The sequence below is a fragment of the Clostridium sp. TJA085 genome (genome assembly GCF_058310235.1).
Map to the genome: position 1 here is coordinate 526367 of NZ_JBZEEZ010000001.1, position 26101 is coordinate 552467.

Below are 26101 nucleotides of genomic sequence, written 5' to 3' on the forward strand. Positions count from 1 at the left end.
GCTATTTTAGCATTCATTTAGCTTAATTTTTATTATCAAATAAAGCAATTATTATTATAGATAATATCAATATAAGTGGAAATATCCCTAGCCAAAATACTAAACTCTTAAAATAATTAAATGAAAATCCACTAAATAAAAAAGGTGCAATTATAAACCCTATAAAAATAATTGTAAATATTATTATATATTTATAAACTATAATTTTAACTTTTTTCACAATAATCATTCCCTATAATTATAGCTTATAATATAATATAGTTTTTGTATAAGTTAAGTTACTAAAAAAAATAACTTAATCTATTCTTATCTCAATAGGACAATGATCTGAACCTAAAATATCTGTATGTATTTTTGAATCTATCAATTTATCTTTTAAAGACTCTGAAATAATAAAATAATCTATTCTCCACCCAGCATTGTTTTTTCTTGCATTAAATCTATAAGACCACCATGTATATGCCCCTTCTGTTGATGGATTTAAATATCTAAATGTATCTATTAAGCCATTTTCTAGTAATAAACTGAATTTATTCCTTTCTTCATCTGTAAAACCAGCATTTTTTCTATTAGTTTTTGGATTTTTTAAATCTATTTCCATATGTGCTACATTAAAATCTCCACATATAATAACAGGTTTTGTTAATTCTAAAGTTTTTATATATTCTCTAAATATATTATCCCAATTCATTCTATAATCTAATCTAGCTAATTTATCTTGAGAATTAGGTGTATAAACTGTAATTACATAATAGTTTTCAAACTCAGCGGTAATTACTCTACCTTCCTTATCATGTTCTTCTACACCTACTCCATAAGATACACTTAAAGGCTTTTCCTTTGTAAATAAAGCAGTTCCTGAATAACCTTTTCTTTCTGCATAATTCCAATATTGATAATATCCTTCAAGTTCTATATCAATTTGACCTTTTTGCAACTTAGTTTCTTGAATACAAAATATATCAGAATCAACTTCTTTAAAGAAATCTAAAAATCCCTTTTTAACACAAGCTCTTATTCCATTTACATTCCAAGAAATAAATTTTTTCATAAAATTACCTCCACAAATTATAATACTATAATTATATCATTTAATTATAGTATTTTTAAATTCATAAAAAAATTAGTTTATTATTTAACTTTAACAGTAAAATAATTTTTAATTTGTTAATATTATAATAAAAAATATTTCTTTTTAAATAAAAAAATTTGTCAAAAATAACTTGCTTTAAGCTAATTATTTTTGACAAACTTATTAATTATAAAAAATCTAATATATTTAAAGTTATATTAATAAAGAAGAGATTTTTAATATTCTCTTCTCAACAAAAAATACTCTTTTTAATTAAATATTATTTCTTATAACATTTCTTAACTTATAAAAAATAGGAACTCCTATTATTGATACTACTACAAATTCACCTATTCCTACTTGAAGTATAGTTAAACCCTTAGGTAAATTTAATAAATAACTAAGCATTAAGCCTATTATTAATCCATTAAATATTGTTGGCCATAATGAAGCAATAAAAATATTAAACTTATCCTTAATTTTCAATCTACTAGTTAAATATATTGCTAGTACACTTAAAAATGTTGCAAATGTACCAAATATAATATCTAATAATCCATTAGGACCTAAAATATTTGCAATAAAGCAACCTAATGTTAATCCAATTATATAAAATGGATCGAAATATGCTAATAATACCATTATCTCCGAAATTCTAAATTGTATTGGTCCATAGCTTATAGGTGCTAAAACTAGAGTTAATACTGCATACATAGCTGCAATAATACCTGATAAAATTACTCTTTGTAGTGTTTTATTCATGAAATCTTCTCCTTTTTCAAGTCAGATTTCAGTTCAAATTCCAAATAAAAAAACAAAATTTGCCTTAGTTTTGTTTTTTGACAGGAGGCTTACGAACTGTCATCTTATTTATTTATAAAGCTATTATACAATTTACATTATTTAATTTCAACTTTAATATAAATATATAGTATATTTAAAAACATATTTTTTTAATTAACTTCTTTACTTTAAAGAAAACTTTTCTTGCTATATTATTTTTTACAAAACTATTGCAATTAAATATTATTTGATATAAATTATTAATAACTTAACATATATTATGTTATAATATAAAATCATTATATTATTTTTAGGAGATGAATTATGAAACAAATTTCAACATATAAATTTAGAAAAATTTTTGAAAGTGGAAAAGACTTATTATTAATTGACGTTAGAGATAAAAGTGAATTCAATTCTGGACATATACCAACAGCAAAAAATATTCCATTATGTGATATAGAAGATTTTAGCGATGAAATACCATTAAATAAAGATGTTTATTTTATTTGTACTCATGGAAATAAAAGTGCTAGAGCTGTTACATTGCTAAATAATTTAAATATAGAAAATGTAATAAATATACAAGGTGGAATGCTTTGTTGGGATGGTATAATAGAAAAATAGTATAGATGCTTTTGCATCTATACTATTTTTAATTTAATTTAATTCAACTTTCTTACTTAATATTAAAGCAATAGGATATCCAATTAATGTAACTGAAATAAATTCACCAATCATAAATCCAAATAAATAAAACCAAAAAGGTAATCCAAGTAATATATGTAATAAAAACACCACTGGAATACAAAATATTGTTGGCCATAATGTAGCTATAAATAAACTTTTACTTTTGCTTATAAAATATGTAGATATTAAAGTTCCAAGTGTACCTACTATAATATCAACTATACCTAAAGGACTTAATAAATTTGCTATTAAACAACCAATTGTTAAACTTGATATATATCTTTTATCATAAAATGCTAGCAAAACCAAAATTTCAGAAAATCTAATTTGAATCGGACCATAACTTAAAGGTGAAATTGCTACAGTTAATACAACGTAAACAGCAGCTACTAATGATAATTTAATAAATACATTTAGATTATAGGACCTATTCATTCTCTTTGCTCCCAACCCCTAAATCAGTATTATGAATTAATACTTCTATATTTTCATTATTTTTTAAATAATCATATTTTTTAATAAACCATTTAACTAACTCTTCATCTCTTTTTATATTAGTTGAATTTTCAATATATAAATTTACACATCCTCTTTTAAAATAATTTTCTAATATATATATATCCTTCTCAATCATTTCTTTAGTTTGTCCTTTTATTCCAACTAATAAACATATTGAATCAAAATATTTATTTACTTCATCATAGCTTCTAAAATTTGCTCCTTTATTTAATACATTATTTCTAAAATTATTATCAAAAGTTTCTACACCACATCTAAACACAATAGGAATATTAAAAAACTCTCTAATTTCTTCTAATCTATCTTTATACAACCAATGACATTCTACAAATAATAATTTTATTTTCTTTTCATTTATAATATTTCTTATTTCTTCTAATGTTTCACCTGGAACTTCAAATATACTTCCAGAATTTATTACATCAAGAACTCCAAATTCACCTGTTATATTTTTTAAAATATTATGATTAAATTTTATAATTTCTGATGTTTTTGTAGAATTATCATCTATATAATCACAAAATTTACATCTTCCCCATTTACAAGGAAATGCTTTTAACATAACCATTTCCCTACTATTTTTTCCAAATATTTTACTATACCTTTGCATTTAAAATTACTCTCCTTAATTTTTAGTTATTAAAAGGCAAAAATAACAATAAAAAAAGACAGCAAAAAGCCATCTATTATATATTATAAGATGCCTTAGTTTTGTTTTTTGACAGGAGGCTTACGAACTGTCATTTATTTATATTTTTATTATATATATTAATATTATAAATTTCAATATTTAAAAGTTTTTGTTTTTATTTATTTTTTTATTTTAAATAATCATTTACGAGTATATCTTATTAGATTTATAATCAATTAATATTTTTCTCTTTTATATATAATTTAATATATCAGAATATTAAAGCTAAAAAGCTCGTAAAATACATTATTTTACGAGCTTTTTATAATCAATATAATTTAGTTTTCATAATTGTATATTTAAAATAATACTCCTCTAAATGACATAATAACAAAAGCTATTACTATTATTACACATACAACTAATGCAATTTTTTGAATTAATTTAGTCTCCTTCATATACGCTTATACCCCCATATTTATTATGTGAATATTTTACCATATGTACTTATATTATATGTAAACTATTTATTACTATAAAATTAATATTCATTTTACATTTAAAATATTGTTAAAAATCCTAATGGCAATTATAATAGCTTGGTATGTATTTAACTAAGGAGGACGTATTTTGAACTTAGAATTAATTTTTGATTCAGTACTTAATTGGATTTCTAGAAACGGAATAAAATTAATTATAGGCCTTATTGGTCTTTGGATTGGATGGAAACTTGTTAATAAATTAATTGCTTGGTTAAACATTTTATTCAAAAAGCAAAATATTGATTTAACATTAGTTTCCTTCTTTAATGCATTTGCTGATGTAGCTCTTAAAATATTATTGATAATAGCTTTCGTTGGATTTTTAGGTGTACCAACTGCAAGTTTTACTGCCATTTTAGCATCTGCTGGACTTGCCATAGGTCTCGCACTTCAAGGAAGTTTATCAAACTTTGCAGGTGGAGTAATAATTTTACTTATAAGACCATTTAAAGTTGGAGACTATATAGAAACAGCTTCTTATCAAGGTAAAGTTGAAAAAATAAGTATTTTTTATTCTCATTTAGTTACTTCAGATAATAAAGAAATACTTATACCAAATGGGGCATTAGCTAATGGAAGTTTAATAAATTATTCTTCTAAACCAATTAGAAGAGTTGATTTAACATTTAGTGTAGCATATGAAAGCGATTTACAATCTGTAAAAAATATATTAAATAATATAACACTTAAAAATAATTTAATACTAAATGACCCTGAGCCATTTGTTGCTATAAGTGCTCAAGCTGCAAGTTCTATAGATTTTATAGTTAGAGCTTGGTGTAAAACAGAAGACTATTGGAATGTTCATTTTTATTTATTAGAAGAAGTTAAACTAAAATTTGATGAAAATAATATTTCAATTCCTTTTCCACAAATGGACATACATATGTATAAATAAAAAGAGATAGAATTTTTTTCTATCTCTTTTTATTTATAATTTTATTTATAGTATTATAAATTCAAATTAAAATTATTATATTCTATCTTTATTTGAAATTTTATTTATAATATAATGTTTAATATATTGAAAATTTGAAGGGAGGAAATTATTTTAAGTTTCATCTTAAAATAATAAGTTTTATGAAAAAATTAAATATAGATTGGAATAACTTAGGTTTTGAATATATTAAAACAGATTATAGATATATATCTGTATGGGAAAATGGTAACTGGGATGATGGTAAGTTAATAGAAGATAATAAACTTTTAATTGAAGAAGGATCACCAGCTTTACATTATGGTCAACAATGTTTTGAAGGTTTAAAAGCCTATAGAACAAAAAATGGAGATATACAATTATTTAGACCTAATAAAAATGCAGAAAGATTAAATAATAGTTGCAAAAGATTGTTAATGCCAGAAGTGCCTGTTGAAAAATTTATTGATGCATGTATACAAGTTGTTAAAGCTAATGAACATTTTGTTCCTCCATATGGAACAGGTGCTACATTATATTTAAGACCTTTTTTAATAGGTGTAGGTGATAATATAGGCCTTAAACCTGCAAATAAATTTATATTTTCAGTATTTTGTATACCTGTAGGGCCTTATTTTAAAGGTGGAATGAAACCAGTAAACTTTATGGTATCTGATTATGATAGAGCTGCTCCAAATGGTACTGGAGCACAAAAAGTAGGAGGAAATTATGCCGGTAGTTTAATTGCACAAAAAAAAGCTAAAAGCTTAGGATTTGCTGATGCAATATTCTTAGATCCGGCTACTCACACAAAAATTGAAGAAGTTGGATCAGCTAATTTTTTTGGAATTACTAAAGATAATAAATTTATAACTCCTCTTTCACCTTCAATACTTCCAAGTATTACAAAATACTCTCTTTTAGAACTTGCTAGAGATTATTTTAATATGGAAACTTCAGAAGAAGATGTATTTATTGATAATCTAAATATATTTAAAGAAGCTGGTGCATGTGGAACGGCTGCAGTAATAACTCCAATAGGTGGTATATATTACAAGGATAATTTACATATTTTTTATAGTGAAACGGAAGTTGGTCCAATAACTAAAAAATTATATGATACTTTAATTGGTATTCAATTTGGTGATATTGATCCAATTCATAGTGATTGGATATATAAGATTAAATAATATTTTTAGACAATATTAAATTGATTTTAGTATTGTCTTTTTTATTATTTCTAATTATCATTTACGAGGAAATCTTTTTAGGATATTATACGTTTTAATTATAAAATAATTTTATAATTAAAATAAAAAGAAGCGGCACTTTATACCACTTCTTTTTTATTATTTGTTTTATTAATAAAAATTAAAGATGTAACAAAATATAATATTATTAAACTAATTCCCTTTATTATTAGTGATATTATATTTTGTTCTAATAAATAAGTACTTAAAATATTATTTAAATATATACAGGCAATAATAAGTATTATTGATAAAATTATTAATAATACTTTTATTAATTTTTTGTTTAATACTTTTATAGATGAGATTTTTTTAAAAGCCTTACTATTTCTCCAAATATAATCTAATAAATAAAAAATCAAAGCTATATATATAACATTTAACGCATAATTCATTTATCTTACTTCCTTATTATCTTTTGTATTTTCTAATTCTATCTCTTTATTTATAATATTTTCTGAGTCTTCTAAAAATTCTTTTACTTTAAGTAAATCAACATTTTCTTCAATTAATTTAGCTAATTTATCATATTGTTTTAATCTATAAATTTTATATTTTTCTTTTTCTTCTACACTATTTTCAATAACAACATTATATTTTTCTTTAAGGCTATTTAAAAGTTTTTTTCTAAATTCTTCCACCTCAAAGATACCATGAATATATGTTCCAAAAACATCTCCAGTTTCATTAGATAAACCAACTATATTATTGTTTTTATCTATAATAAAAACTTCCCCACCATCTAACATCTCACTATATCCATTTTGAATTTCATATCCATATATTTTTATATTAGATAAAGATTTTAATTCGTTTTCCATTGGGCAAACAATGCCTCGTGCTATAGCAGTTTTTTTATTTAATGAAAGCTTAGTATTAAATGATAACATTTCAAAACCTTCTATTGGCATTTTTTCTTCTGTAGCAATTAAATGTTTTCCAAGCATTTGAAATCCACTACAAATTCCCATTACAGTTGCTCCATTTTTATGTAATTCTAGTATTTTATTATACATTCCATTTTCTTTTAATTTATTTAAATCACCTAGTATATCTTTTGTACTTGGTATTATTATTAAATGAGCACCTTCTATTTCATTCTCTGAACTAACATATCTAATATTTATATTTTTCTCTAACTCTAATGGATAAAAATCTGTTAAATTAGATATATTATCTAATTTAACTATTGCTATGTTAAGTCCACTTCTTTTAGTGCTTCTTATCTTTTTAATAACTGTTTTTTCTTTATCTAATTCTATATTTTCATATGGTATAGTACCTAAAATCGGTATGTTGAAATATTCCTCAAATTGTTTTAATTGTTCTTTAAAAGAATCGCTATTATCTTTATTTTTATTTATTATAATACCTTTTATAGATTTTTTAATATTCTCATCGATAATCATTAAAGTTCCATATAATGAAGGTATTGCTGCGCCTCTCTCATTATCAGATAATAATATAATATCAGAATCTGATATTTCTTTTGTAAAGTCATTAGATATAAAATTATATTCATATCCTTTTTGTGATATTGAACCATTTCCTTCTATTATTCTATATTCATAATCTTTACATACTTTTTCAAAATCTTCAGTTATAAAGGCTTTAAAATCTTCTATTAGCTCGTCTGATTTAAAGTTTTCCTTATTTCTATAAAACTTACCATTTATAAGTATTTTATTGCTATCTTCTTTTATACATATAGGATTTAATATACCTCTAGGATTTATTTCACATGCTTCAGCTTGTACAAATTCTTCTACTGATATATATTCTCCTAAATCATTTTTTTTAACTTCTCTACATATGCTTATACTTTTAAATGGAGCTATATTATAACCTTGATTTTTTAAATACCTACATAATGCTATTGAAACAGTTGTTTTACCAACTCCTGATTCTGTACCTAAAATCATTAAATTTCTCTTCAAAGCTATAATCTCCTTTCATAAACTATTTACTAATTAATATATGATTATAATTTTTACCTATAACTCTATCTACTATTTTAAACTCTATTGAATTTTTAAAAATAGGTCCACTACAAACAAAAGTGTGATATTCTCCATTTTCTCCACAAGGATCAGCACCTCTTTTTTTTATTTGTGATACAAGATCTTTTGTTAAAGTTTTTCCTAAAAAACTGCTATCTAGTTCTTTATTATTGCAGCATTTTATAATAGCTTCAAATCCACTATCTATAAATTCATTTGTTAGATCTTCCCTACCTTCATTCCAAAGGGGAAATAAATAACCTATATCTACATTATCACATCTATCAGTACACCATTTTTTATGAGCTTCTATGTCTATATCTCCAAATGCACATTTAGTAGCCCCTAAACTTTTAGCTTTTTTTAAAGCCATTTCAAATTCATCCTCATAATTATCGCCTATACATTCTACCTTTATTAGAGGTATTTCTAGTGATTTGGAAACTTCTTCTAAAATTTCATTTGGTATTCCATGAAACCAAGATTTATTCTCATCTTTATTTACTGTAACGATTAATCCTACTGGATTGTGACCTTCTTTAATTAATCTATATAATGCTAATGTGCTATCTTTACCGCAACTATATGATAATACAAAATTCATCTTAAAACTGTTCTCCTTAATTTTTAATTATTTCATAAATTATTTTATCATGTTATTTTAAAGTAGTAAAAGTTTATTATTATTTATTTACTAAAGATACATATTTAGTATATATTTTTTATATTATTTATTTTAAATCCTTTTTCAGTAAATTTAATACTTAATATATATCCTTTTCCGCATTCTGGTTGCCACTCATAAAAACTTTTTCTATTATCATAAAATACTTCTAAAATTGTTCCTATTGTACCACCATGACATACTAATACAACTCTTTTTTTATTTTCATATGATATTTTATTTATAAAATTATTAAATGCCTTTTTAATTCTTTTTCTATACTCATTTTTACTTTCTCCATTTGGTACTACAAAATCTCCAATTTCATCTGTTATCCATGATATATAATTATTATCTTCTTTTAATTCATCATAACCTTTCATTTCAAAAGATCCAAAATTATATTCTCTGAAATTTTCTTCAACATTATAGTTATCACTAAAAAGTATACTCATAGTTTTGTTTGTTCTTCTTAATCCAGTAGTATAATATCCGTCAAATTTAATTTGTTTTTTAATATTATCATATATTTTCTTATTTATATATAAATCCTCTATTCCATTTTTAGACAAATCTAAATCTGTCTTTCCACAATACAATCTTTTTTCATTTCCATATGTTTTTCCATGTCTTATAATGTACAACTCTAAATTATTCATCTTTTAACACCATCTCTAAACCAAAAAATACTCTTATAACCTTAGTATTTTCTTTTGATAATATTTGTAGAGCTTTTCCGTTTACATCTCTCCATTTTCTATCAAATTTATCTATAGGAACAATTCCTGAATTAATATCATCTGCTATTAAAATTTTTTCTTTAAGTAATTCTTTATTCTCTTCAATATATTTTATTGCATCTTTATTATTTATTAGCATTTCTCTAATAAATATATGAAAACCCGAAATAACTTTTTTTTCAAGATTTATTTCATCTGATTTACAGTAATAAATTTCTTCATCTTTTAAACTATATTTATCTTTCACATATTTTAACTTTCCGTTAAAAGCCCCACCTAAAACTAACATATAATACCCTCCTAAATTAATGCTAATGTTATTAAACCAACTAACTCTCCAGTTATAAGACAATATCCTGCAACATCTCCATTTATACCGTCTAAATCTTTTACATTTTTATATGTCTTATAAAACATACAAATGCACATAATAATTAAAATAAGATCATATTTAATTCCTAATAATAAATAAATTATAATAATTAATATTGAAATAATTATTATTTGCAATATTCTGTCAAACTTATTTGTATTTTCTTTAAAAAATTTAGTTAGAGTACTTGCCTTAAGATCTTTATTTATTAAAATCATAAGTGCAGAAAAACTCCTAGATATTATAGGAATGAATATAATAAATATAATCTCTTTTTTTTCTAATAAAATTGTATTCACAGATGCATACTCAAACATTATTAAAATAACTAAACTTATTACAGAAAATGCACCAGTACAAGAATCCTTTAAAATTTTAATCTTTGTTTCCCTATCTCTTCTTGATAAAATAGCATCACTAACATCCATAAAGCCATCTAAATGTAGCATACCTGTTATATATACTGGAAATGCAACGAGTATAGCTGACATTAATATATAGCTTATAGAAAAATAATTTAATATCATATAAATCAAATACCAAAGAACTCCTATTATGACACCAACAAGTGGATAAAACTTCAATATATGTCTTACATTTTTATCATCCCATTTATATTTAGGTGCTGGAATTACAGAGAACATTGATAATGACATAAAAAAACTTCTAATATATTTCATTTAATAATTTCTTCCCTTCTTCTTTTCCTTTATGAATTATATAATTATTACTAATACATTCTAATACTAAATCAAACTCTTTAACTATTTCTCTATTTATATAAGCAAGCTCTTTTGTATATTTTATAACTAAGTCATCATAAATTATTGAATCACTAAATAAATAATCACTAACTATTATAATGTTTTTACATAATTTACTTATTTCCAATATTTCTTTAGATATTTTTTTATGGATTTTTTCTTTAATTTTTTCTTCACCAAACATTTCATTATTAAGTAATGTAGTAATGCTATCTAACAAAATAGTATCATTATACTTTATTTTATTTTTTATACTAGAAATATCTTTAAATACTTCTATTGTTTTAAATTTACTTCCTCTTCTTCTTTCTACATGAATACTTATTCTTTCTTTATCTTCAGAACAAAATGGTTTCATTGTAGCTAAATATAAAATATTATTTTCTTCATTTAATAATTTACTTAATTCTTCTGCTATAAATGACTTTCCACTCCTTGTTCCTCCAATTACAATGATTTTCATAAATTATCTCCTTTAATAAGTAATTATATATTATAACACTTTTCATCTCTTATTGACTCTAAGTATTCGCAATCTATACCAGACTCTTCAAATGTAGCCATATTACTAACAATAGCATTTGCTGTATCTATAATTGTAAATGCTATTGGACAGCCACTTCCTTCGCCAAGTCTCATATCCAAATTAATCATAGGCTCTAATTCAAGTTCCTCTATAGCTTTCATATATCCTAATTCTTTACTTATATGAGATGCAAATGTATATTCTCTTACTTTATCATTTAACTTTGTAGCTGTAACTGCTGCAACTGCTGAAATAAATCCATCAATTACTATTGGAACTTTATAATAAGCAGCTCCAATGAATGCTCCTGTCATTGCTGCAATATCAAACCCACCAACTTTTTGTAACACATCAACTGGATCTAAACCATTTGGCTTATTTATATTTAAGGCTTTTTTTATAACCTCCTTTTTCTTTTTAAATGCACTATCTGTAAGACCAGAACCCTTACCTATTGCTAAATTCATATCACAATTTGTAAGTGCTATTAAAATAGAACTACTTGTTGTTGTATTTCCTATTCCCATTTCACCAACACCAATTAATTCATATCCATTATCCACAGCATTTTTTACAGCTTCTATTCCTACTAAAAGTGCCTTAATACACTCATCTTTATTCATCGCAGGACCTTTCGCTATATTACTTGTGCCTTTTCTTATTTTCCTATCTATTACACCATCTATTTTTAAATTACTATTAATACCAACATCGATTGGAACTATATCACTACCATTTTGTTTTGCTATAACACCTACTCCTGATAACCCTTTTGTAAAATTTATTGTTTGCGCTACTGTTACATACTGAGGTGTACTTGCAATTCCTTCTTCAAATAATCCATTATCCGCACAAAAGATTAATACACATTTTTTATTAAATTTATTTTTTATATTACCAGTAATTCCCGATATTTTAATTCCTATTTTCTCTAATTTTCCCAAACTGCCTAAAGGCTTAGCTAAAGAATCTAACCTTTCTTTAGTTTTATGTTTTATATTTTCATCTATCTCACTAATATTATTAACTATATTATAAAAATTCTTTTCATTTAAACTCATTGAATTTATCTCCTTTTAATAAAATTAGCTGAATATATAATATATTCAGCTCTATAAATTATCTTTCTTTTATTGTTTTACTAGCTAAGCATAAAAATATAAATGTAATAAATATAGATATTGGTACTATAAATATTGCAAATTTTATTCCAATTAAGTCTGATACTACCCCTAAAAACAAATTAACAATCATATTTACTACACTTGCAAGAGCTATTATTATTCCTGTAATATAAGCTGTACTTCTTTTAAATGTATTACTAACTATTACTACAACAGTTGGAAACATTATTGAAAAGAAAAATCCAGCTATTGATATAATGTATAATCCACTTTCCCCTAAAAATAATCCTATAATAAATATAATTGAACCAATAAGAGAAAAAGATTTAACAGCCGTCATAGACCCTATCTTTTCTACTATAAATCCACCTATAAGTCTACCTATAGTTAATAATAAGAAGAACATTGACACATATGATGCTATTTTTGATTCATTTATATTGTTATAACTACTTTCTATAAAAGTTGGTAGCCATCTTCCAGTTCCTTGTTCTGCTAATATGTAAAATCCAAGACCTACAAAGAAAAACCAAACTAACTTATCTTTTAATATAATAGTAATTGGTAATTTATCTTCTTTTTCTTGTTTATATATTGGAAGTTTTATGAACATAAATATTATAAAAACTATTAAAGTTAATATAGCAGATCCAATATATATTTTTCTCCATGAAAACCCATCAACCATTAAAATACCTGATAGTTTTTGTGAGGCTGAAAGCCCTACTCCATATGCAAAGTGTGTCAAATTCATAGCTATAGCTTGTCCTGTTATCCATATTACAGGAATTATAGTATTAGTAGCTATTGACATTAAAGCTAAAAATGCTTGTATAAGTGCAAAAGAAATTGTAAATACTATAAAATTAGGAGACCAAGCTTGAATTAAATTAGTTATTATTGCTCCTAACAAACCTACTAATATAATTCTTTTTTGTCCTATTCTATCACATAAAGCTCCACCTACATAATTAAATATTAAATAAGCCAATGTTCCAAACATAAACATAACTGATAAATTAGTATCTGTTATATTAAATTCACTTTTTATTGGAACAGTAAAAATATTTATTAAACCTTCTGCAATAGCTGCTATTACCATAACTAAATATATAAGAGTTGTAGCTATTATTTTATTTTTTTTATCCATTTTTTTCTCCTTCCAATTATAATAAACCGAATATTATTATATCATATTAGTTAATTATAATTAAAGGAAAAAACTAGAAGCAAAACACTTCTAGTTTTTTATTTTAAACAGTAATTTCACTCTTTATATCAACTGCATCTTTATTTTTTTCTATTATAGGATTTACATACTCATCTATAAATTCTACAACTTGACTTGGCGCTCTACCTATAAATTTAGTAGGATCTATAATATTTTCTATTTGCTCTTTTGAAAGCTTTATATTTTCATCATTAATAATTCTTTTTATTAAATCATTATCAAGACCTTCTGCTTTAACTCTTTTTGCAGCATCCATTGAATGAATTCTAATTCTCTCATGAAGTTCTTGTCTGTCTCCACCTAATTTAACAGCTTCCATCATTATATTTTCAGTAGCCATAAATGGTAATTCATTATTAACATGAGCTTTTATAACTTTTTCATAAACAACCATATTTTCAGCTATGTTTATATATAAATTAAGAACTCCGTCTAAAGCTAAAAAGCCTTCAGCTATAGATAGTCTTTTATTAGCTGAATCATCTAAAGTTCTTTCAAACCATTGAGTAGATGCTGTAATTGCTGGATTTAATGAATCTACTATTACAAATCTTGCTAAAGCACCCATTCTTTCACTTCTCATTGGATTTCTTTTATATGCCATAGCTGATGATCCTATTTGATGCTTTTCAAATGGTTCTTCTATTTCTTTCATACTTTGTAGTAATCTTAAATCATTACTAAACTTGTAGCAACTTTGAGCAACCTCTGATAATGTGTTTAAAACTATTGAATCTAATTTTCTTGGATAAGTTTGACCTGTTACAGCATAACTTTTTTCAAATCCCATTTTTTCAGCAACTTTTTTATCTAATAACTTAACCTTTTCTTCATCATTATTAAATAAGTTCATAAAACTTGCTTGAGTTCCTGTAGTACCTTTTACCCCTCTTAATTTTAATGTGCTTAATACAAAATCTATATTTTCTAAATCCATAACTAAATCTTGCATCCAAAGTGTCGCTCTCTTTCCTACTGTAGTAAGTTGAGCTGGTTGAAAATGAGTAAATCCTAATGTTGGCATATCTTTATATTTAAGTGCAAACTTACTTAATCTATCTAATACTGTTATTATTTTTTTCTTTACTAAAAGTAGCGCATCTCTCATTATTATTACATCAGTATTATCACCAACATAACAGCTAGTCGCCCCTAAATGTATTATTCCTTTTGCACATTCACATTGAAGTCCATAAGCATACACATGACTCATTACATCATGTCTAACTTCTTTTTCTCTTTTTATAGCTTCATCATAATTTATATCATTAACATATTTTTTTAATTCATTAATTTGTTCTTCTGTTATATTTAATCCTAATTCTTTTTCACTTTCCGCAAGTGCTACCCATAACTTTCTCCAAGTTATAAATTTCATATCATCAGAAAAAATATAACTCATTTCTTTTGATGCATATCTTGAATTTAAAGGTGTACTATATAAGTTTCTCATATCTTTCCTCCACACGAATATATTATAATTAAACTTTAACATAGTTCGTATTATAACATAAATTTTATTTATTTTCATCATTTTATTTATTTTTATATAAATCTCATTAAGTTAAGTAATTATTCTTATTATATCCTCATATATATATTTTAAATAATATTTATTTAAAGGAGTTTTTATGTGTAAAATAACTTGGTTAGACAAACTTTCCTTCTTACTTGTGTTAATAGGAGCTTTAAACTGGGGACTTGTTGGACTACTTAATTTTAACTTAGTAACTTTTTTAACTTTAGGTGTACCTATTATATCTAGAATAATATATGTATTAGTTGCCATTTCAGGAATAAACCTAATTTCTTTATTATTTAGATGTAATTTTGTACAGAAGTAATAAATTATAATACATAATTTATTATAAAAGAAAAGGTTCCTAATTAAATTAGGAACCTTAATCTTTAAAATTAATCTTCTAAGTTTTCAATTAATTTTGCAATCTCTTCTGCAGCTAAAGCTTCATCATCTCCTGAAGCAATAACGTTTACTACTGAGTTAGCAGTAACAGCTAATGAAAGAACTCCGATTAAACTCTTAACATTTGCCTTCTTTCCATTAAACTCTAAGCTTATGTCTGATTTAAATGAAGAAGCTTTCTTTACTAATAAAGTTGCTGGTCTAGCATGTAAGCCAGTAGCATTTTTAACTAAAACCTCTTTAGATACCATGTAAATACACCTCTTTACTATTTTTTAAGTTAATATCCTATTAACCATTTCATTATAAATGTTTTTTAGTAAAATTTCAACTATTCAATACTTTTATTTTAAATAATTTAAATTATTATTATTTTTTTAAATAATATATTTATATTAGATAAAATAATATTTTATCTAGGTTGTACTATTAATTTAATAGCTGTTCTTTCTTCTCCATCTATAACTATATCCGTAAATGCAGGTATACATATTATATCCTTTCCACTTGGAGCTACAAAACCTCTAGCAATAGCAATAGCTTTAATAGCTTGATTTATAGCTCCTGCTCCTACAGCTTGTATTTCTACTATATTTTTCTCTTTTATTATTGCAGCTAATGCTCCTGCAACTGAATTTGGATTTGATTTTGTTGAAACCTTTAATACTTCCATTTTTATTATTCCTCCTACATATATTACTAATCGTTTACATTTTAAATTTATATACTTTCGTATAAGTATAATATTCTACTTTTTTTTTGAAAATCCTTTTATTTTCTTGTAATTTTTTATATTTTTTAGTAAATTAAAAAATACACTTTGTTTAAAACAAAATGTATTTTAATTATCTTTATTATTTATTTAGCAAAATCAACCGCCCTTGTTTCTCTAATTACGTTGATTTTTATTTGACCTGGATATTCTAATTGTTCTTCTACACTTTTCGCAAGATTTCTAGCTAACTCAACTGCTCCAGCATCATCAATTTGTTCTGGTTTAACCATAATTCTAATCTCTCTACCAGCTTGAATGGCATATGACTTTTCTACACCTTCATATGAGTTTGAAATTTCTTCTAATTTCTCCAATCTCTTTATATATGCCTCCAATGTTTCTCTTCTTGCACCTGGTCTAGCTGCTGATATAGCATCTGCCGCCTGAACCAATACTGCTTCTAAAGATTGCATTTCAACATCCCCATGATGGGCTCCTATAGCATTTACTACTAATTTAGATTCTCCATATTTCTTAGCAAGGTCTGAACCAATAATAGCATGTGGTCCTTCTTGTTCTTGATCTACAGCCTTTCCTATATCATGTAGTAATCCTGCTCTTCTAGCTAGAGTAACATCTAAACCTAACTCCGAAGCCATCAAACCAGCTAAGTATGAAACTTCTATGGAATGTTTTAATACATTTTGACCATAACTTGTTCTATACTTTAATCTACCAAGTAATCTTGTAAGCTCTGGATGAAGTCCGTGAACTGCAGTTTCAAGTGTTGCTTGTTCTCCTTCTTCTTTTATGTCGTTTTCAACATCTTTTTGAGCTCTTTCTACCATCTCTTCGATTCTTGCTGGATGTATTCTACCATCCACTATTAACTTTTCTAGTGCCATTCTAGCAACTTCTCTCCTAATAGGATCAAAGCTTGATAGAATTACAGCTTCTGGAGTGTCATCAATTATTAAGTCAACTCCTGTTAAAGTTTCAAGGGTTCTAATGTTTCTTCCTTCTCTACCTATTATTCTACCCTTCATTTCATCATTTGGTAATGCTACAACGTGAACAGTTGATTCAGAAACATGATCTGCTGCACATCTTTGTATAGCTGTAGTAATAATTTCTCTAGCCTTCTTATCAGCCTCTTCTTTAGCTTTACTTTCAATTTCTTTTATAAGTAAAGCAGATTCATGAGAAACTTCTTTCTTTACTTCATCTAGTAAAATTTGACGTGCTTCTTCACTTGAAAGATTAGCAACTCTTTCAAGTTCCTCTCTTCTCTTTTCGTGAAGATCATTAGCTTCTTTTTCTAACTGTTTAATTTCATTAACTCTACCATTGATAATTTCTTCTTTTTTCTCAAGAAAATCGCTCTTTTTGTCTAGAGCTTCCTCTCTTTGTAAAACTCTTCTTTCAAGCCTTTGAATTTCATTTCTTCTCTCACGAGAATCTTTTTCCAAATCACTTCTTAATCTATGAACCTCTTCTTTTGCTTCAAGAATAGCTTCCTTTTTCATAGCTTCAGCTTCTTTTTTAGCATCTTCTACTAACTTTTCAGCATCTCTTTCAAGAGATTCTATTTTGTTTCTTGATGTACTTTGTATAGTTTTATAAAGTACTATTCCTAATATTAACAGCACAATTATATCAATTAAAATTATCGGCATAATTTGTTGCATATTAACACCCCCTAGCTTATTTTTCTTTAAAGAAAGCGTAGTAGGTGTCATACTGTTTCTCACTGTTATCTTTGGAATATGATAAACCAGTATTTGTTATTATTGTATAGTAAAAATAAATTTATGTCAAGTTAAGCAATATTAATTACTTTATTTTTATTTTTTTCATTTTTCTTTAAAATACTCTTTTTTTCTCTTTTTATAATATAATTTTCAAAACTTAAGTAAACCTTTTAACTTTTAGATTTAATAGTAAAAAAAACAAGATATATTTTAATATATCTTGTTTTTTTTATTTATTTTTTTTCATTTTCAATCTCATTATTTTTTTCTATAATAGGACTAGATGATGGTAAATTATGTTTTTCTCTTATTTTATTTTCTATCTCTAATGCAACTTCTGGATTTTCTTTTAGGTAAGATTTAGCGTTTTCTCTACCTTGACCTAATCTTATATCTCCATATGAGAACCATGCACCACTTTTTTGAACTATTTCTTCCTTAACACCCACATCTATTATATTACCTTCTTTTGATATACCTTCATTATACATAATATCAAATTCCGCTTGTCTAAATGGAGGAGCTACTTTATTTTTTATTATTTTAACTCTTGTTCTATTTCCTACTATATTTTCACCTTGTTTTATTGAATCTATTCTTCTAACATCCATTCTTACTGAAGCATAGAATTTTAATGCTCTACCACCAGGTGTTGTTTCAGGATTTCCAAACATAACACCAACCTTTTCTCTTAATTGGTTTATAAATACTGCAACACAATTTGTTTTATTTATAGTTCCTGCAAGTTTTCTTAATGCTTGTGACATTAACCTTGCTTGAAGTCCAACGTGAGAATCTCCCATTTCTCCTTCAATTTCAGCTCTTGGTACAAGTGCAGCAACTGAATCTACTACTATAGCATCTATAGCTCCTGAACGTACTAAAGCTTCTGCTATTTCTAAAGCTTGCTCACCAGTATCTGGTTGTGATACTATAAGATTTTCTGTATCTACACCTATTTTTCTTGCATATGCAGGATCTAAAGCATGTTCTGCATCTATAAATGCAACTGCTCCACCTTTTTTTTGTGCTTCTGCAACTATATGAAGTGCAACCGTAGTTTTTCCTGAACTTTCTGGTCCATATATTTCTATTATTCTTCCTCTAGGAACACCACCAATTCCAAGTCCAATATCTAAGTCTAGACATCCTGTTGATATTGAATCTACATTTAGAGTTGATTCCTCACCAAGTTTCATTACTGAACCTTTTCCAAATTGTTTCTCTATCTGACCCATAGCAGCTTCTATTGCTTTTAATTTATTTGCATCTATATTCATTAATAATACACCATCCTCTCATCGAACTTATGTTCTATAAATAATTATATATAACATATTTTATATAGTCAACTAAAACTGCAAATAAAAGTTCCAACTAACATAGAAGGAACTTTTATAATTATTGACATATATTATTTTTTTAAATCAACTTATTTTTTTGTTGATATAACTTTTTTGTTTTTTCTAAAATAATCATATCCTGAAATTATTGTTATTAATACTGCTAAATCTAAAGCTAAATCAGGAACATATTTAAAAAAGCTTACTAAGAAATTGCTTTTTACTACAAACTCATACATAACTGTACTTTGAGCTATATTAACTTCAATTAATAGTAATATTAAAGCAATTATTTGTATTACTGTTTTTATTTTCCCCCACCAACTAGCTGCTATTACTTTTCCTTCAGCAGCTGCTATAGTTCTAAGTCCAGAAACAGCAAATTCTCTAGCTATTATTATAACTGCTGCCCAACTAGGTACGACCCCATACTCTACCAAAGATATTAATGCTGCTGTAACTAATAATTTATCCGCTAATGGATCCATAAATTTTCCAAAATTAGTTATCTGATTTCTACTTCTTGCAATATATCCATCAAGTTTATCAGTAATTGAAGCTATAATAAATATAAAAGTAGCAATAAATGTACCATAAGGTATTCCTTTAACAGCTATAAATATCAAAAATACAGGTACTAATATCATTCTAAGAACTGTTAATTTATTTGCAAGATTCACACATACCAACTCCTATTAAATCATACTCTGTATTCTTCTCAATTTTTACTTCTACAAATTCTCCTATACTTACAGGACAATGTTTTGTAAAGAATACATTTCCATCAATATCTGGTGCCATTTCAAAGTTTCTTCCATAGTAATATTCTTCATTTTTTCCTTCAACAAGAATATCATACACATTACCTATTTTCAAACTATTTATTTCTTTTGATATTTTACTTTGTAAAATCATAAGTTCTTTTTCACGTGCTTCTTTAACATCTTCTTCTATTTGACCTTCCATAATTGCAGCTGGTGTACCTTCTTCTCTTGAATATTTAAATACTCCAACCTTATCTAATTTGTATTCCATTAAGAAATCTTTAAGTTCATTAAAATCTTCTTCTGTTTCATTAGGGAACCCGACAATTAAAGATGTTCTAATTGCTATGTTAGGTATTTTTTCTCTTAATTTATTTATTTTATTAGTTATATCAAGTTTTGTAGTTTTTCTGCCCATAAGTTTTAATATGTGATCACTTATATGTTGTATAGGTAAATCTAAGTAATTTACTACCTTTTCATTAACAGAAATTTCTTCTATTAATTCATCATATATTTCTTCTGGATAACAATACAACACTCTTATCCATTTTAAATCTTCTATTTTTGAAAGCTCACTTAAAAGTGTATGAAGACTCTTTTTTCCATATATATCGCTACCGTAAAGAGTTGTATCTTGAGCTATCAAAATTAATTCTTTAACACCTTTATTAACTAAAGCTTTAGCCTCTTCTAGTATATTTTCCATACTTCTACTTCTAAATTTTCCTCTTATTTTAGGTATTATACAATAAGTACAGAAATTGTTACACCCTTCTGCTATTCTTATATATGCTGTACTTTTATTAGTAGTAAGTATTCTTTCTCCTTCATTTATATTATCATCTGAATACTCAACTTCAGTAAATCCTAAATTAGTATCATTTTCATTCATAAACTGCTTTATTAATTTAGCTATTTTTATATAATCATTAACCCCAAGCATTATATCAATTTCAGGCATTAATTCTTTTAATTCATTTCCATATCTTTGAGTTAAACAACCAGTAGCAATTAACATCTTACATTTATAGTCTTTTTTGTATTTTGCCATCTCTAATATTGTATCTATTGATTCTTGTTTTGCTTTATCAATAAAACCACATGTATTAACAATTATTATATCTGCATCTTTAGGATTGTTTGTTATTTCATATTCTTTATTCATTATTCCTAACATTATTTCAGAATCTACTCTATTTTTATCGCAGCCTAGGCTAACCATTCCTACTTTATATTTTGCCAAAACTTATTCCTCCTACGTTTTTAAATACTTTTACTTAACTATTTTATAACTGTTTTTATCCTATTACAAGTTTTAATTAAAACTATATTCTAAATAAGTTACTCTAAATTATCAGTAGCAATTAAATCTTCTTTTTTAACTAATACCTGTCTAGGTCTACTGCCATCCTTTTTAGATATTACTCCTCTTTCTTCTAATTCATCCATTATTCTAGATGCTCTATTAAAACCTATTCTTAATCTTCTTTGTAAAAAAGATGTGGATGCTTGTCCATATTCTACAACAATATTTATTGCATCATCAATAAGTTCATCACTATCTTCATCTTTAATATTATTTAAGGAAGAATCTGATTCATTATTTATATGTTCTATTATTTCTTCCTTATACTCAACTTTTTCTACTTCATTTTTAACAAATTCAACAACTCTCTCAACTTCATCTTCTGAAATAAAACAACCTTGAACTCTAAGAGGTTTACTAGATCCAACTGGATAATATAACATATCTCCTTTTCCTAAAAGCTTTTCTGCCCCACCACTGTCTAATATTGTTCTTGAATCTATTTGTGATGAAACAGCAAAGGATATTCTAGATGGAATATTTGCTTTTATTACACCTGTTATAACATCTACTGAAGGTCTTTGAGTAGCTATAACTAAATGCATACCTGCAGCTCTCGCCATTTGAGCTAATCTTCCTATATAGTCTTCCACATCATTAGGACATACCATCATAAGGTCAGCAAGCTCATCAACTATAATTACTATATAAGGTAATTTCTCTTCTATTATTCCTTTTTCAAATAAAGTATTATAAGAATCTATATTTCTAGCCCCTGAGTCAGCAAATAATTTGTATCTTCTAGTCATTTCATTAACTGCCCAATTTAAAGCTCCAGCTGCTTTTTTAGGATCTGTAACTACTGGAACTAATAAATGTGGTATTCCATTATAAACACTAAGTTCTACTACTTTTGGATCAACCATTAAAAGCTTCACTTCATCTGGAGAATATTTGTATAATAAACTAACAATTAAAGTATTTATACAAACACTTTTACCTGATCCTGTTGCCCCTGCAATTAATGTATGGGGCATTTTACTTAAATCTCCAACAACACATTTTCCACCTATATCTTTCCCCAATGAGAAAGCTAATTTTTTATTTGTATTTAAAAATTCATCAGACTCTAATACTTCTCTTAAAAATACTGGAGTTTGCTCTCTATTTGGTACTTCTATTCCAACTGCAGCTTTACCTGGTATTGGTGCTTCAATTCTTACTCCTGTTGCTGCAAGACCTAATGCTATATCATCTGATAAATTAACTATTTTACTTACCTTAACACCTGGACTTGGTTGCAATTCAAACCTAGTTACTGATGGACCTTTTGTAACTCTAGTAACACTTGCATCAACTCCAAAACTCTCTAATGTACTTTCAAGCTTATCAGCACTTTCCATGAGTTCTTGCTTGTCATCATTATTTAAATTTGTAGAACTATTTATCTTTAATAATTCTAATCCTGGATATACATATGTCTTATTTTCACTATTAGTTGCTTTTTCTATATTGTTTTCTATTTCTTTATTTACTTTTTCATTAAATAAATTATCCGTATTTTCATTTTTATATTTATTATTATTTTCATCATTCAAAGAAACTTTTTGAATCTTTGAATTTTTTGAATTATAAGGTTCTTTACTTTTATCATTACTTATATAATCATTATCAAATATGCATGTTTGTTCATCTAAATCATCAACTTCTGGATTTTTCATAAAATCTAATATTTTTATTTTATTATTTACACCATTTAAAAATTCATCTTTATTTTTGTTTTTATTATTATTTTTTTCTACAACTTTTATAAATGTATCATCTATATAATCATTATCATCCTTTTTCTTATCTACTATAGGCTTAATTTTTTTACTCTTATTTTTAACTTCTTTACATAAATCATGTAATGTAATATCAAAAGTTAACATTGTAGCTATTATTAATAATGATATATATACTATATAAGAACCAATAGCTCCTAAAAATTTAAATAATGGATAAGCAAAAATATACCCTATTATTCCTCCATTAAGTATACTATTCATAGATGCTATATTTTTTATTCCATCGCTAAACGAAACTATATCATCACTTATTTGAATATATATAGTTGAACAAATTAATATAAGTATTAAACAATATATAGTAATTCCATAAAATTTTCTGCTTAATATTAAAACTCCCTTATTTTTTATGTATTGATAACCTAGATACAATATATATAATGGTAATACATATATACCAATACCAACTAGAAAGTGAAATATTCTTTGTGAAATACTTGATAATATTCCTACAAAATCTGTATATATTGCTACCGATAGAAGAATTCCTAAAGATATATATATAAGTCCAATTATATCTGTATTCTTACTAATATTTTTACTATTTCTCTTTTTATTAGTCTTCCCCAAATTTACTCACCTCACTTTATTATTTTCTACAAATATACTAAAATCCCTTTATGAATACATAAGAAAATCAGCCATAAGATATTATAGCTGATTTTTTAAAATTACTCATTATCATCTATTAATGAATTTAATTTTGCAATCGCTTCTTTCAAACCACCGACTTCATTTATAAGTCCACATTCTACAGCCTGATTACCTATTAATATAGTTCCAACATCATTTAATAAATCTCCTTGCTGTTTTAAAAGTTTTTCTAAATGTTCTTTGCTTATGTTAGATGTTCTGACTATAAAATCATTTATTCTTTCTTGCATTTTCTTAAAGTATTCAAAAGTTTGAGATACTCCGATTATAAATCCATTCATTCTTATTGGATGTACAATCATAGTGGCTGATGGAGTTATAAATGAATAACTTGCTGAAGTTGCAAGTGGAACTCCTATAGAATGTCCTCCACCTATTACTATTGAAACAGTCGGTTTTGAAATTGAATTAATCATTTCAGAAATTCCAAGCCCAGCCTCTACATCTCCACCTACTGTATTTAGAACTATAAGAACGCCTTTAACATTTTCATTTTGTTCCATTTCTATAAGTTGTGGAATTACATGTTCATATTTCGTAGCCTTATTTTGGGCTGGTGAAACAATATGTCCTTCTATCTGTCCTATTATTGGTAATATCCTTATTCTTTCATTAGGATTTACTATTCCAGTATTTCCAAATTCTTTTATAGCCTCAATATTTTTATCTAACTTTTCTTTATCTTTTTCATTATCATTACTCATAACCATTCCTCCTATACATTTTTATTTTGTACAAGAGTAAATATTTTATACTATTTATTTAGTTTATGATAATTCAAATGATTTATGTAATGCATTAATAGCTTCAGATACTTTTTCTGTTTTTATTAAACACCATATAGTCATATGTGAATCTGCTGTTTGTAAAACTTCAATATTATTATCAGTTAAAGTTTGAACAATCTTAGCTATAACTCCAGGTATTCCAGCCATTCTTGATCCTATTACAGCTATTTGACTACATCCTTCATTTAATGAATATTTTATATTAATTGAATTTAATATATTTTCTAAATTGTTTTTGCTTTCATTATCTATAGTAAAAATTTGTTGATCTGGGAATATATTTATAAGATCTAAGCTTATTTTATTTGCTGCTAATAAACTTAATACCTCTCTATATTTTTGATTATCTTTATTTTCGTTTAATTTTATATTTACTTGTATTCTATTATTTCTATGAGTTATACCAGTTATTATTTTATCATTATTTATATCACCATTATTATTTATAAGAGTACCTTCTGCATCACTCATTGTATTTTTTATTAAAAGAGGAACATTACTCTTCATTGCAATATCTACAGCCCTTGGATGTATTACTTTTGCACCTTGTTCTGCTAATTGGAATACTTCATTATAACTTATAACATTTATAACTGAAGCATTTTGAACTATTCTTGGATCAGCTGTCATTATTCCATCTACATCAGTATAAATCTCTATTTGATTTGCATTTAATGCTGCTCCAATAATAGCTGCACTCGTATCACTACCTCCTCTTCCAAGAGTTGTGAAAAATCCATCTTCTGTCATACCTTGGAATCCTGTTATTACAGGAACTCTTCCTTTTGAAACTGCATCTAATATCTGATCTGGCTTAACATCTATATGATTAGCATTTGTATAAATATTATCAGTTTTTATACCAGCCTGACCTCCAGTTAAAGGAATTGCATCTATTCCTGATTTAAATAACTCATTACTCATAACTACTGAACTTATTATTTCTCCACAACACATTAAAAGATCTGTAGCTAATTTATTTGTTGCTTTAAAATCTTTTTCTATTAATGATAATAATGTATCAGTAGCATAAGGATCTCCCTTTCTTCCCATAGCCGAAACTACCACAACGGGTGAAAATCCTTTATTAATAGCTTGCTTTACTTTTTCTATTACTTTCTGTCTTCTTTCTTTTGTAGATACAGATGTTCCACCAAATTTTTGTACTACAATTTTCATAA

26 protein-coding genes are annotated in these 26101 nt (G+C 25.7%); 4 read left to right on the forward strand and 22 right to left on the reverse strand.

All coding sequences use genetic code 11. From position 1 onward, the window contains the following. Positions 1–295: 295 nt before the first annotated feature. Together AC4FQW_RS02870 and AC4FQW_RS02875 are read right to left on the reverse strand one after the other, a co-directional pair. Positions 296–1051, reverse strand: coding sequence for an exodeoxyribonuclease III (locus tag AC4FQW_RS02870; RefSeq protein ID WP_491147125.1), 756 nt, complete (start codon positions 1049–1051; stop codon positions 296–298). Between the two features lie 294 nt (positions 1052–1345). After that, a complete protein-coding gene (locus tag AC4FQW_RS02875; RefSeq protein ID WP_303127176.1) occupies positions 1346–1834 on the reverse strand; it encodes a QueT transporter family protein in 489 nt (162 codons plus the stop codon). A 345-nt stretch (positions 1835–2179) separates the two neighbouring features. Here AC4FQW_RS02875 and AC4FQW_RS02880 point away from each other — a divergent pair, with 345 nt between their 5' ends. After that, positions 2180–2482: a rhodanese-like domain-containing protein gene (locus AC4FQW_RS02880; RefSeq protein WP_491147128.1), complete on the forward strand. Its 303-nt coding sequence runs from the start codon at positions 2180–2182 to the stop codon at positions 2480–2482. 33 nt (positions 2483–2515) lie between these two features. Here AC4FQW_RS02880 and AC4FQW_RS02885 read toward each other — a convergent pair whose 3' ends face one another. Together AC4FQW_RS02885 and AC4FQW_RS02890 are read right to left on the reverse strand one after the other, a co-directional pair. Further along, positions 2516–2980: a QueT transporter family protein gene (locus tag AC4FQW_RS02885; RefSeq protein ID WP_491147130.1), complete on the reverse strand. Its 465-nt coding sequence runs from the start codon at positions 2978–2980 to the stop codon at positions 2516–2518. Continuing rightward, a complete protein-coding gene (locus tag AC4FQW_RS02890) occupies positions 2973–3674 on the reverse strand; it encodes a radical SAM protein (RefSeq protein WP_491147133.1) in 702 nt (233 codons plus the stop codon). The genes AC4FQW_RS02885 and AC4FQW_RS02890 overlap by 8 nt, the downstream gene beginning before the upstream one ends. Positions 3675–4325: 651 nt before the next feature. Here AC4FQW_RS02890 and AC4FQW_RS02895 point away from each other — a divergent pair. Both AC4FQW_RS02895 and AC4FQW_RS02900 read left to right on the forward strand, forming a co-directional pair. Next, positions 4326–5135, forward strand: a complete 810-nt coding sequence (locus AC4FQW_RS02895; RefSeq protein ID WP_303127169.1) for a mechanosensitive ion channel family protein — start codon at positions 4326–4328, stop codon at positions 5133–5135. 182 nt (positions 5136–5317) lie between these two features. Further along, a complete protein-coding gene (locus tag AC4FQW_RS02900) occupies positions 5318–6343 on the forward strand; it encodes a branched-chain amino acid aminotransferase (protein WP_491147136.1) in 1026 nt (341 codons plus the stop codon). A 455-nt stretch (positions 6344–6798) separates the two neighbouring features. On the opposite strand, the gene AC4FQW_RS02905 is transcribed toward AC4FQW_RS02900, so the two are convergent. From AC4FQW_RS02905 to purB, 9 genes are all read right to left on the reverse strand, one after another. After that, on the reverse strand, positions 6799–8340 hold the full coding sequence (locus tag AC4FQW_RS02905; RefSeq protein WP_491147138.1) for a cobyric acid synthase: 1542 nt from the start codon (positions 8338–8340) through the stop codon (positions 6799–6801). A gap of 22 nt (positions 8341–8362) precedes the next feature. After that, complete coding sequence (locus tag AC4FQW_RS02910; protein WP_303127162.1) at positions 8363–9007, reverse strand: Dph6-related ATP pyrophosphatase; 645 nt, start codon at positions 9005–9007, stop codon at positions 8363–8365. 104 nt (positions 9008–9111) lie between these two features. After that, positions 9112–9726 carry a histidine phosphatase family protein gene (locus tag AC4FQW_RS02915; protein WP_491147140.1) on the reverse strand — a complete coding sequence of 205 codons (615 nt, stop codon included), beginning with the start codon at positions 9724–9726 and terminating at the stop codon, positions 9112–9114. Further along, positions 9719–10096, reverse strand: a complete 378-nt coding sequence (locus tag AC4FQW_RS02920; RefSeq protein ID WP_303127158.1) for a bifunctional adenosylcobinamide kinase/adenosylcobinamide-phosphate guanylyltransferase — start codon at positions 10094–10096, stop codon at positions 9719–9721. The genes AC4FQW_RS02915 and AC4FQW_RS02920 overlap by 8 nt, the downstream gene beginning before the upstream one ends. An 11-nt stretch (positions 10097–10107) precedes the next feature. Beyond that, positions 10108–10860, reverse strand: coding sequence for an adenosylcobinamide-GDP ribazoletransferase (locus tag AC4FQW_RS02925; RefSeq protein ID WP_491147143.1), 753 nt, complete (start codon positions 10858–10860; stop codon positions 10108–10110). Next, positions 10847–11407, reverse strand: a complete 561-nt coding sequence (locus tag AC4FQW_RS02930; protein WP_491147145.1) for a bifunctional adenosylcobinamide kinase/adenosylcobinamide-phosphate guanylyltransferase — start codon at positions 11405–11407, stop codon at positions 10847–10849. Before AC4FQW_RS02930 ends, AC4FQW_RS02925 begins: the two co-directional genes overlap by 14 nt. Positions 11408–11430: 23 nt before the next feature. Further along, positions 11431–12531 carry a nicotinate-nucleotide--dimethylbenzimidazole phosphoribosyltransferase gene (cobT, locus tag AC4FQW_RS02935; RefSeq protein ID WP_491147147.1) on the reverse strand — a complete coding sequence of 367 codons (1101 nt, stop codon included), beginning with the start codon at positions 12529–12531 and terminating at the stop codon, positions 11431–11433. 58 nt (positions 12532–12589) lie between these two features. Continuing rightward, positions 12590–13744 (reverse strand): MFS transporter, encoded by a 1155-nt coding sequence (locus AC4FQW_RS02940; RefSeq protein ID WP_303127150.1) that lies wholly within the window; start codon positions 13742–13744, stop codon positions 12590–12592. Positions 13745–13847: 103 nt separating this feature from the next. Continuing rightward, on the reverse strand, positions 13848–15278 hold the full coding sequence (gene purB, locus AC4FQW_RS02945) for an adenylosuccinate lyase (RefSeq protein ID WP_303127148.1): 1431 nt from the start codon (positions 15276–15278) through the stop codon (positions 13848–13850). 178 nt (positions 15279–15456) lie between these two features. Between purB and AC4FQW_RS02950 the strand changes: the two genes are divergently transcribed. After that, positions 15457–15669, forward strand: a complete 213-nt coding sequence (locus tag AC4FQW_RS02950) for a DUF378 domain-containing protein (RefSeq protein WP_303127146.1) — start codon at positions 15457–15459, stop codon at positions 15667–15669. A gap of 70 nt (positions 15670–15739) precedes the next feature. Here the strand turns inward: AC4FQW_RS02950 and AC4FQW_RS02955 are convergent, their stop codons facing one another. The 9 genes from AC4FQW_RS02955 to dapG all read right to left on the reverse strand — a co-directional run bounded on the left by AC4FQW_RS02955 (position 15740) and on the right by dapG (position 26099). Beyond that, positions 15740–16000 (reverse strand): HPr family phosphocarrier protein, encoded by a 261-nt coding sequence (locus tag AC4FQW_RS02955; protein ID WP_024614743.1) that lies wholly within the window; start codon positions 15998–16000, stop codon positions 15740–15742. A 161-nt stretch (positions 16001–16161) separates the two neighbouring features. After that, positions 16162–16422, reverse strand: a complete 261-nt coding sequence (locus tag AC4FQW_RS02960) for a stage V sporulation protein S (RefSeq protein WP_024614742.1) — start codon at positions 16420–16422, stop codon at positions 16162–16164. A gap of 185 nt (positions 16423–16607) precedes the next feature. Further along, positions 16608–18152 (reverse strand): ribonuclease Y, encoded by a 1545-nt coding sequence (gene rny, locus AC4FQW_RS02965; protein WP_303127141.1) that lies wholly within the window; start codon positions 18150–18152, stop codon positions 16608–16610. Positions 18153–18448: 296 nt separating this feature from the next. Beyond that, entirely contained in the window at positions 18449–19495 is a 1047-nt protein-coding gene (gene recA, locus AC4FQW_RS02970; RefSeq protein ID WP_491147152.1) for a recombinase RecA, read from the reverse strand. Positions 19496–19647: 152 nt separating this feature from the next. Then, positions 19648–20238, reverse strand: a complete 591-nt coding sequence (gene pgsA / locus AC4FQW_RS02975; protein ID WP_491147154.1) for a CDP-diacylglycerol--glycerol-3-phosphate 3-phosphatidyltransferase — start codon at positions 20236–20238, stop codon at positions 19648–19650. Next, a complete protein-coding gene (gene rimO / locus AC4FQW_RS02980; protein WP_303127135.1) occupies positions 20222–21568 on the reverse strand; it encodes a 30S ribosomal protein S12 methylthiotransferase RimO in 1347 nt (448 codons plus the stop codon). Before rimO ends, pgsA begins: the two co-directional genes overlap by 17 nt. A gap of 98 nt (positions 21569–21666) precedes the next feature. Beyond that, positions 21667–24048 (reverse strand): FtsK/SpoIIIE family DNA translocase, encoded by a 2382-nt coding sequence (locus AC4FQW_RS02985; RefSeq protein WP_491147156.1) that lies wholly within the window; start codon positions 24046–24048, stop codon positions 21667–21669. Positions 24049–24149: 101 nt separating this feature from the next. Then, positions 24150–24842 carry a ClpP family protease gene (locus tag AC4FQW_RS02990; RefSeq protein ID WP_491147158.1) on the reverse strand — a complete coding sequence of 231 codons (693 nt, stop codon included), beginning with the start codon at positions 24840–24842 and terminating at the stop codon, positions 24150–24152. A 57-nt stretch (positions 24843–24899) separates the two neighbouring features. Next, entirely contained in the window at positions 24900–26099 is a 1200-nt protein-coding gene (dapG, locus tag AC4FQW_RS02995) for an aspartate kinase (RefSeq protein ID WP_303127129.1), read from the reverse strand. Between the last annotated feature and the right edge of the window lie 2 nt (positions 26100–26101).

Excerpts from the sequence above, each read along its gene's own strand:
- AC4FQW_RS02955 (WP_024614743.1), bottom strand. The coding sequence starts at position 16,000 with ATGGTATCTAAAGAGGTTTTAGTTAAAAATGCTACTGGCTTACATGCT.
- purB (WP_303127148.1), bottom strand. The coding sequence starts at position 15,278 with ATGAGAAACTTATATAGTACACCTTTAAATTCAAGATATGCATCAAAA.
- AC4FQW_RS02875 (WP_303127176.1), bottom strand. The coding sequence starts at position 1,834 with ATGAATAAAACACTACAAAGAGTAATTTTATCAGGTATTATTGCAGCT.
- AC4FQW_RS02910 (WP_303127162.1), bottom strand. The coding sequence starts at position 9,007 with ATGAATTTTGTATTATCATATAGTTGCGGTAAAGATAGCACATTAGCA.
- AC4FQW_RS02915 (WP_491147140.1), bottom strand. The coding sequence starts at position 9,726 with ATGAATAATTTAGAGTTGTACATTATAAGACATGGAAAAACATATGGA.
- AC4FQW_RS02885 (WP_491147130.1), bottom strand. The coding sequence starts at position 2,980 with ATGAATAGGTCCTATAATCTAAATGTATTTATTAAATTATCATTAGTA.
- AC4FQW_RS02880 (WP_491147128.1), top strand. The coding sequence starts at position 2,180 with ATGAAACAAATTTCAACATATAAATTTAGAAAAATTTTTGAAAGTGGA.
- AC4FQW_RS02930 (WP_491147145.1), bottom strand. The coding sequence starts at position 11,407 with ATGAAAATCATTGTAATTGGAGGAACAAGGAGTGGAAAGTCATTTATA.
- AC4FQW_RS02940 (WP_303127150.1), bottom strand. The coding sequence starts at position 13,744 with ATGGATAAAAAAAATAAAATAATAGCTACAACTCTTATATATTTAGTT.
- AC4FQW_RS02920 (WP_303127158.1), bottom strand. The coding sequence starts at position 10,096 with ATGTTAGTTTTAGGTGGGGCTTTTAACGGAAAGTTAAAATATGTGAAA.
- AC4FQW_RS02990 (WP_491147158.1), bottom strand. The coding sequence starts at position 24,842 with ATGGTTATGAGTAATGATAATGAAAAAGATAAAGAAAAGTTAGATAAA.
- dapG (WP_303127129.1), bottom strand. The coding sequence starts at position 26,099 with ATGAAAATTGTAGTACAAAAATTTGGTGGAACATCTGTATCTACAAAA.
- AC4FQW_RS02890 (WP_491147133.1), bottom strand. The coding sequence starts at position 3,674 with ATGCAAAGGTATAGTAAAATATTTGGAAAAAATAGTAGGGAAATGGTT.
- rny (WP_303127141.1), bottom strand. The coding sequence starts at position 18,152 with ATGCAACAAATTATGCCGATAATTTTAATTGATATAATTGTGCTGTTA.
- AC4FQW_RS02900 (WP_491147136.1), top strand. The coding sequence starts at position 5,318 with ATGAAAAAATTAAATATAGATTGGAATAACTTAGGTTTTGAATATATT.
- recA (WP_491147152.1), bottom strand. The coding sequence starts at position 19,495 with ATGAATATAGATGCAAATAAATTAAAAGCAATAGAAGCTGCTATGGGT.
- AC4FQW_RS02960 (WP_024614742.1), bottom strand. The coding sequence starts at position 16,422 with ATGGAAGTATTAAAGGTTTCAACAAAATCAAATCCAAATTCAGTTGCA.
- cobT (WP_491147147.1), bottom strand. The coding sequence starts at position 12,531 with ATGAGTTTAAATGAAAAGAATTTTTATAATATAGTTAATAATATTAGT.
- AC4FQW_RS02870 (WP_491147125.1), bottom strand. The coding sequence starts at position 1,051 with ATGAAAAAATTTATTTCTTGGAATGTAAATGGAATAAGAGCTTGTGTT.
- AC4FQW_RS02950 (WP_303127146.1), top strand. The coding sequence starts at position 15,457 with ATGTGTAAAATAACTTGGTTAGACAAACTTTCCTTCTTACTTGTGTTA.
- AC4FQW_RS02925 (WP_491147143.1), bottom strand. The coding sequence starts at position 10,860 with ATGAAATATATTAGAAGTTTTTTTATGTCATTATCAATGTTCTCTGTA.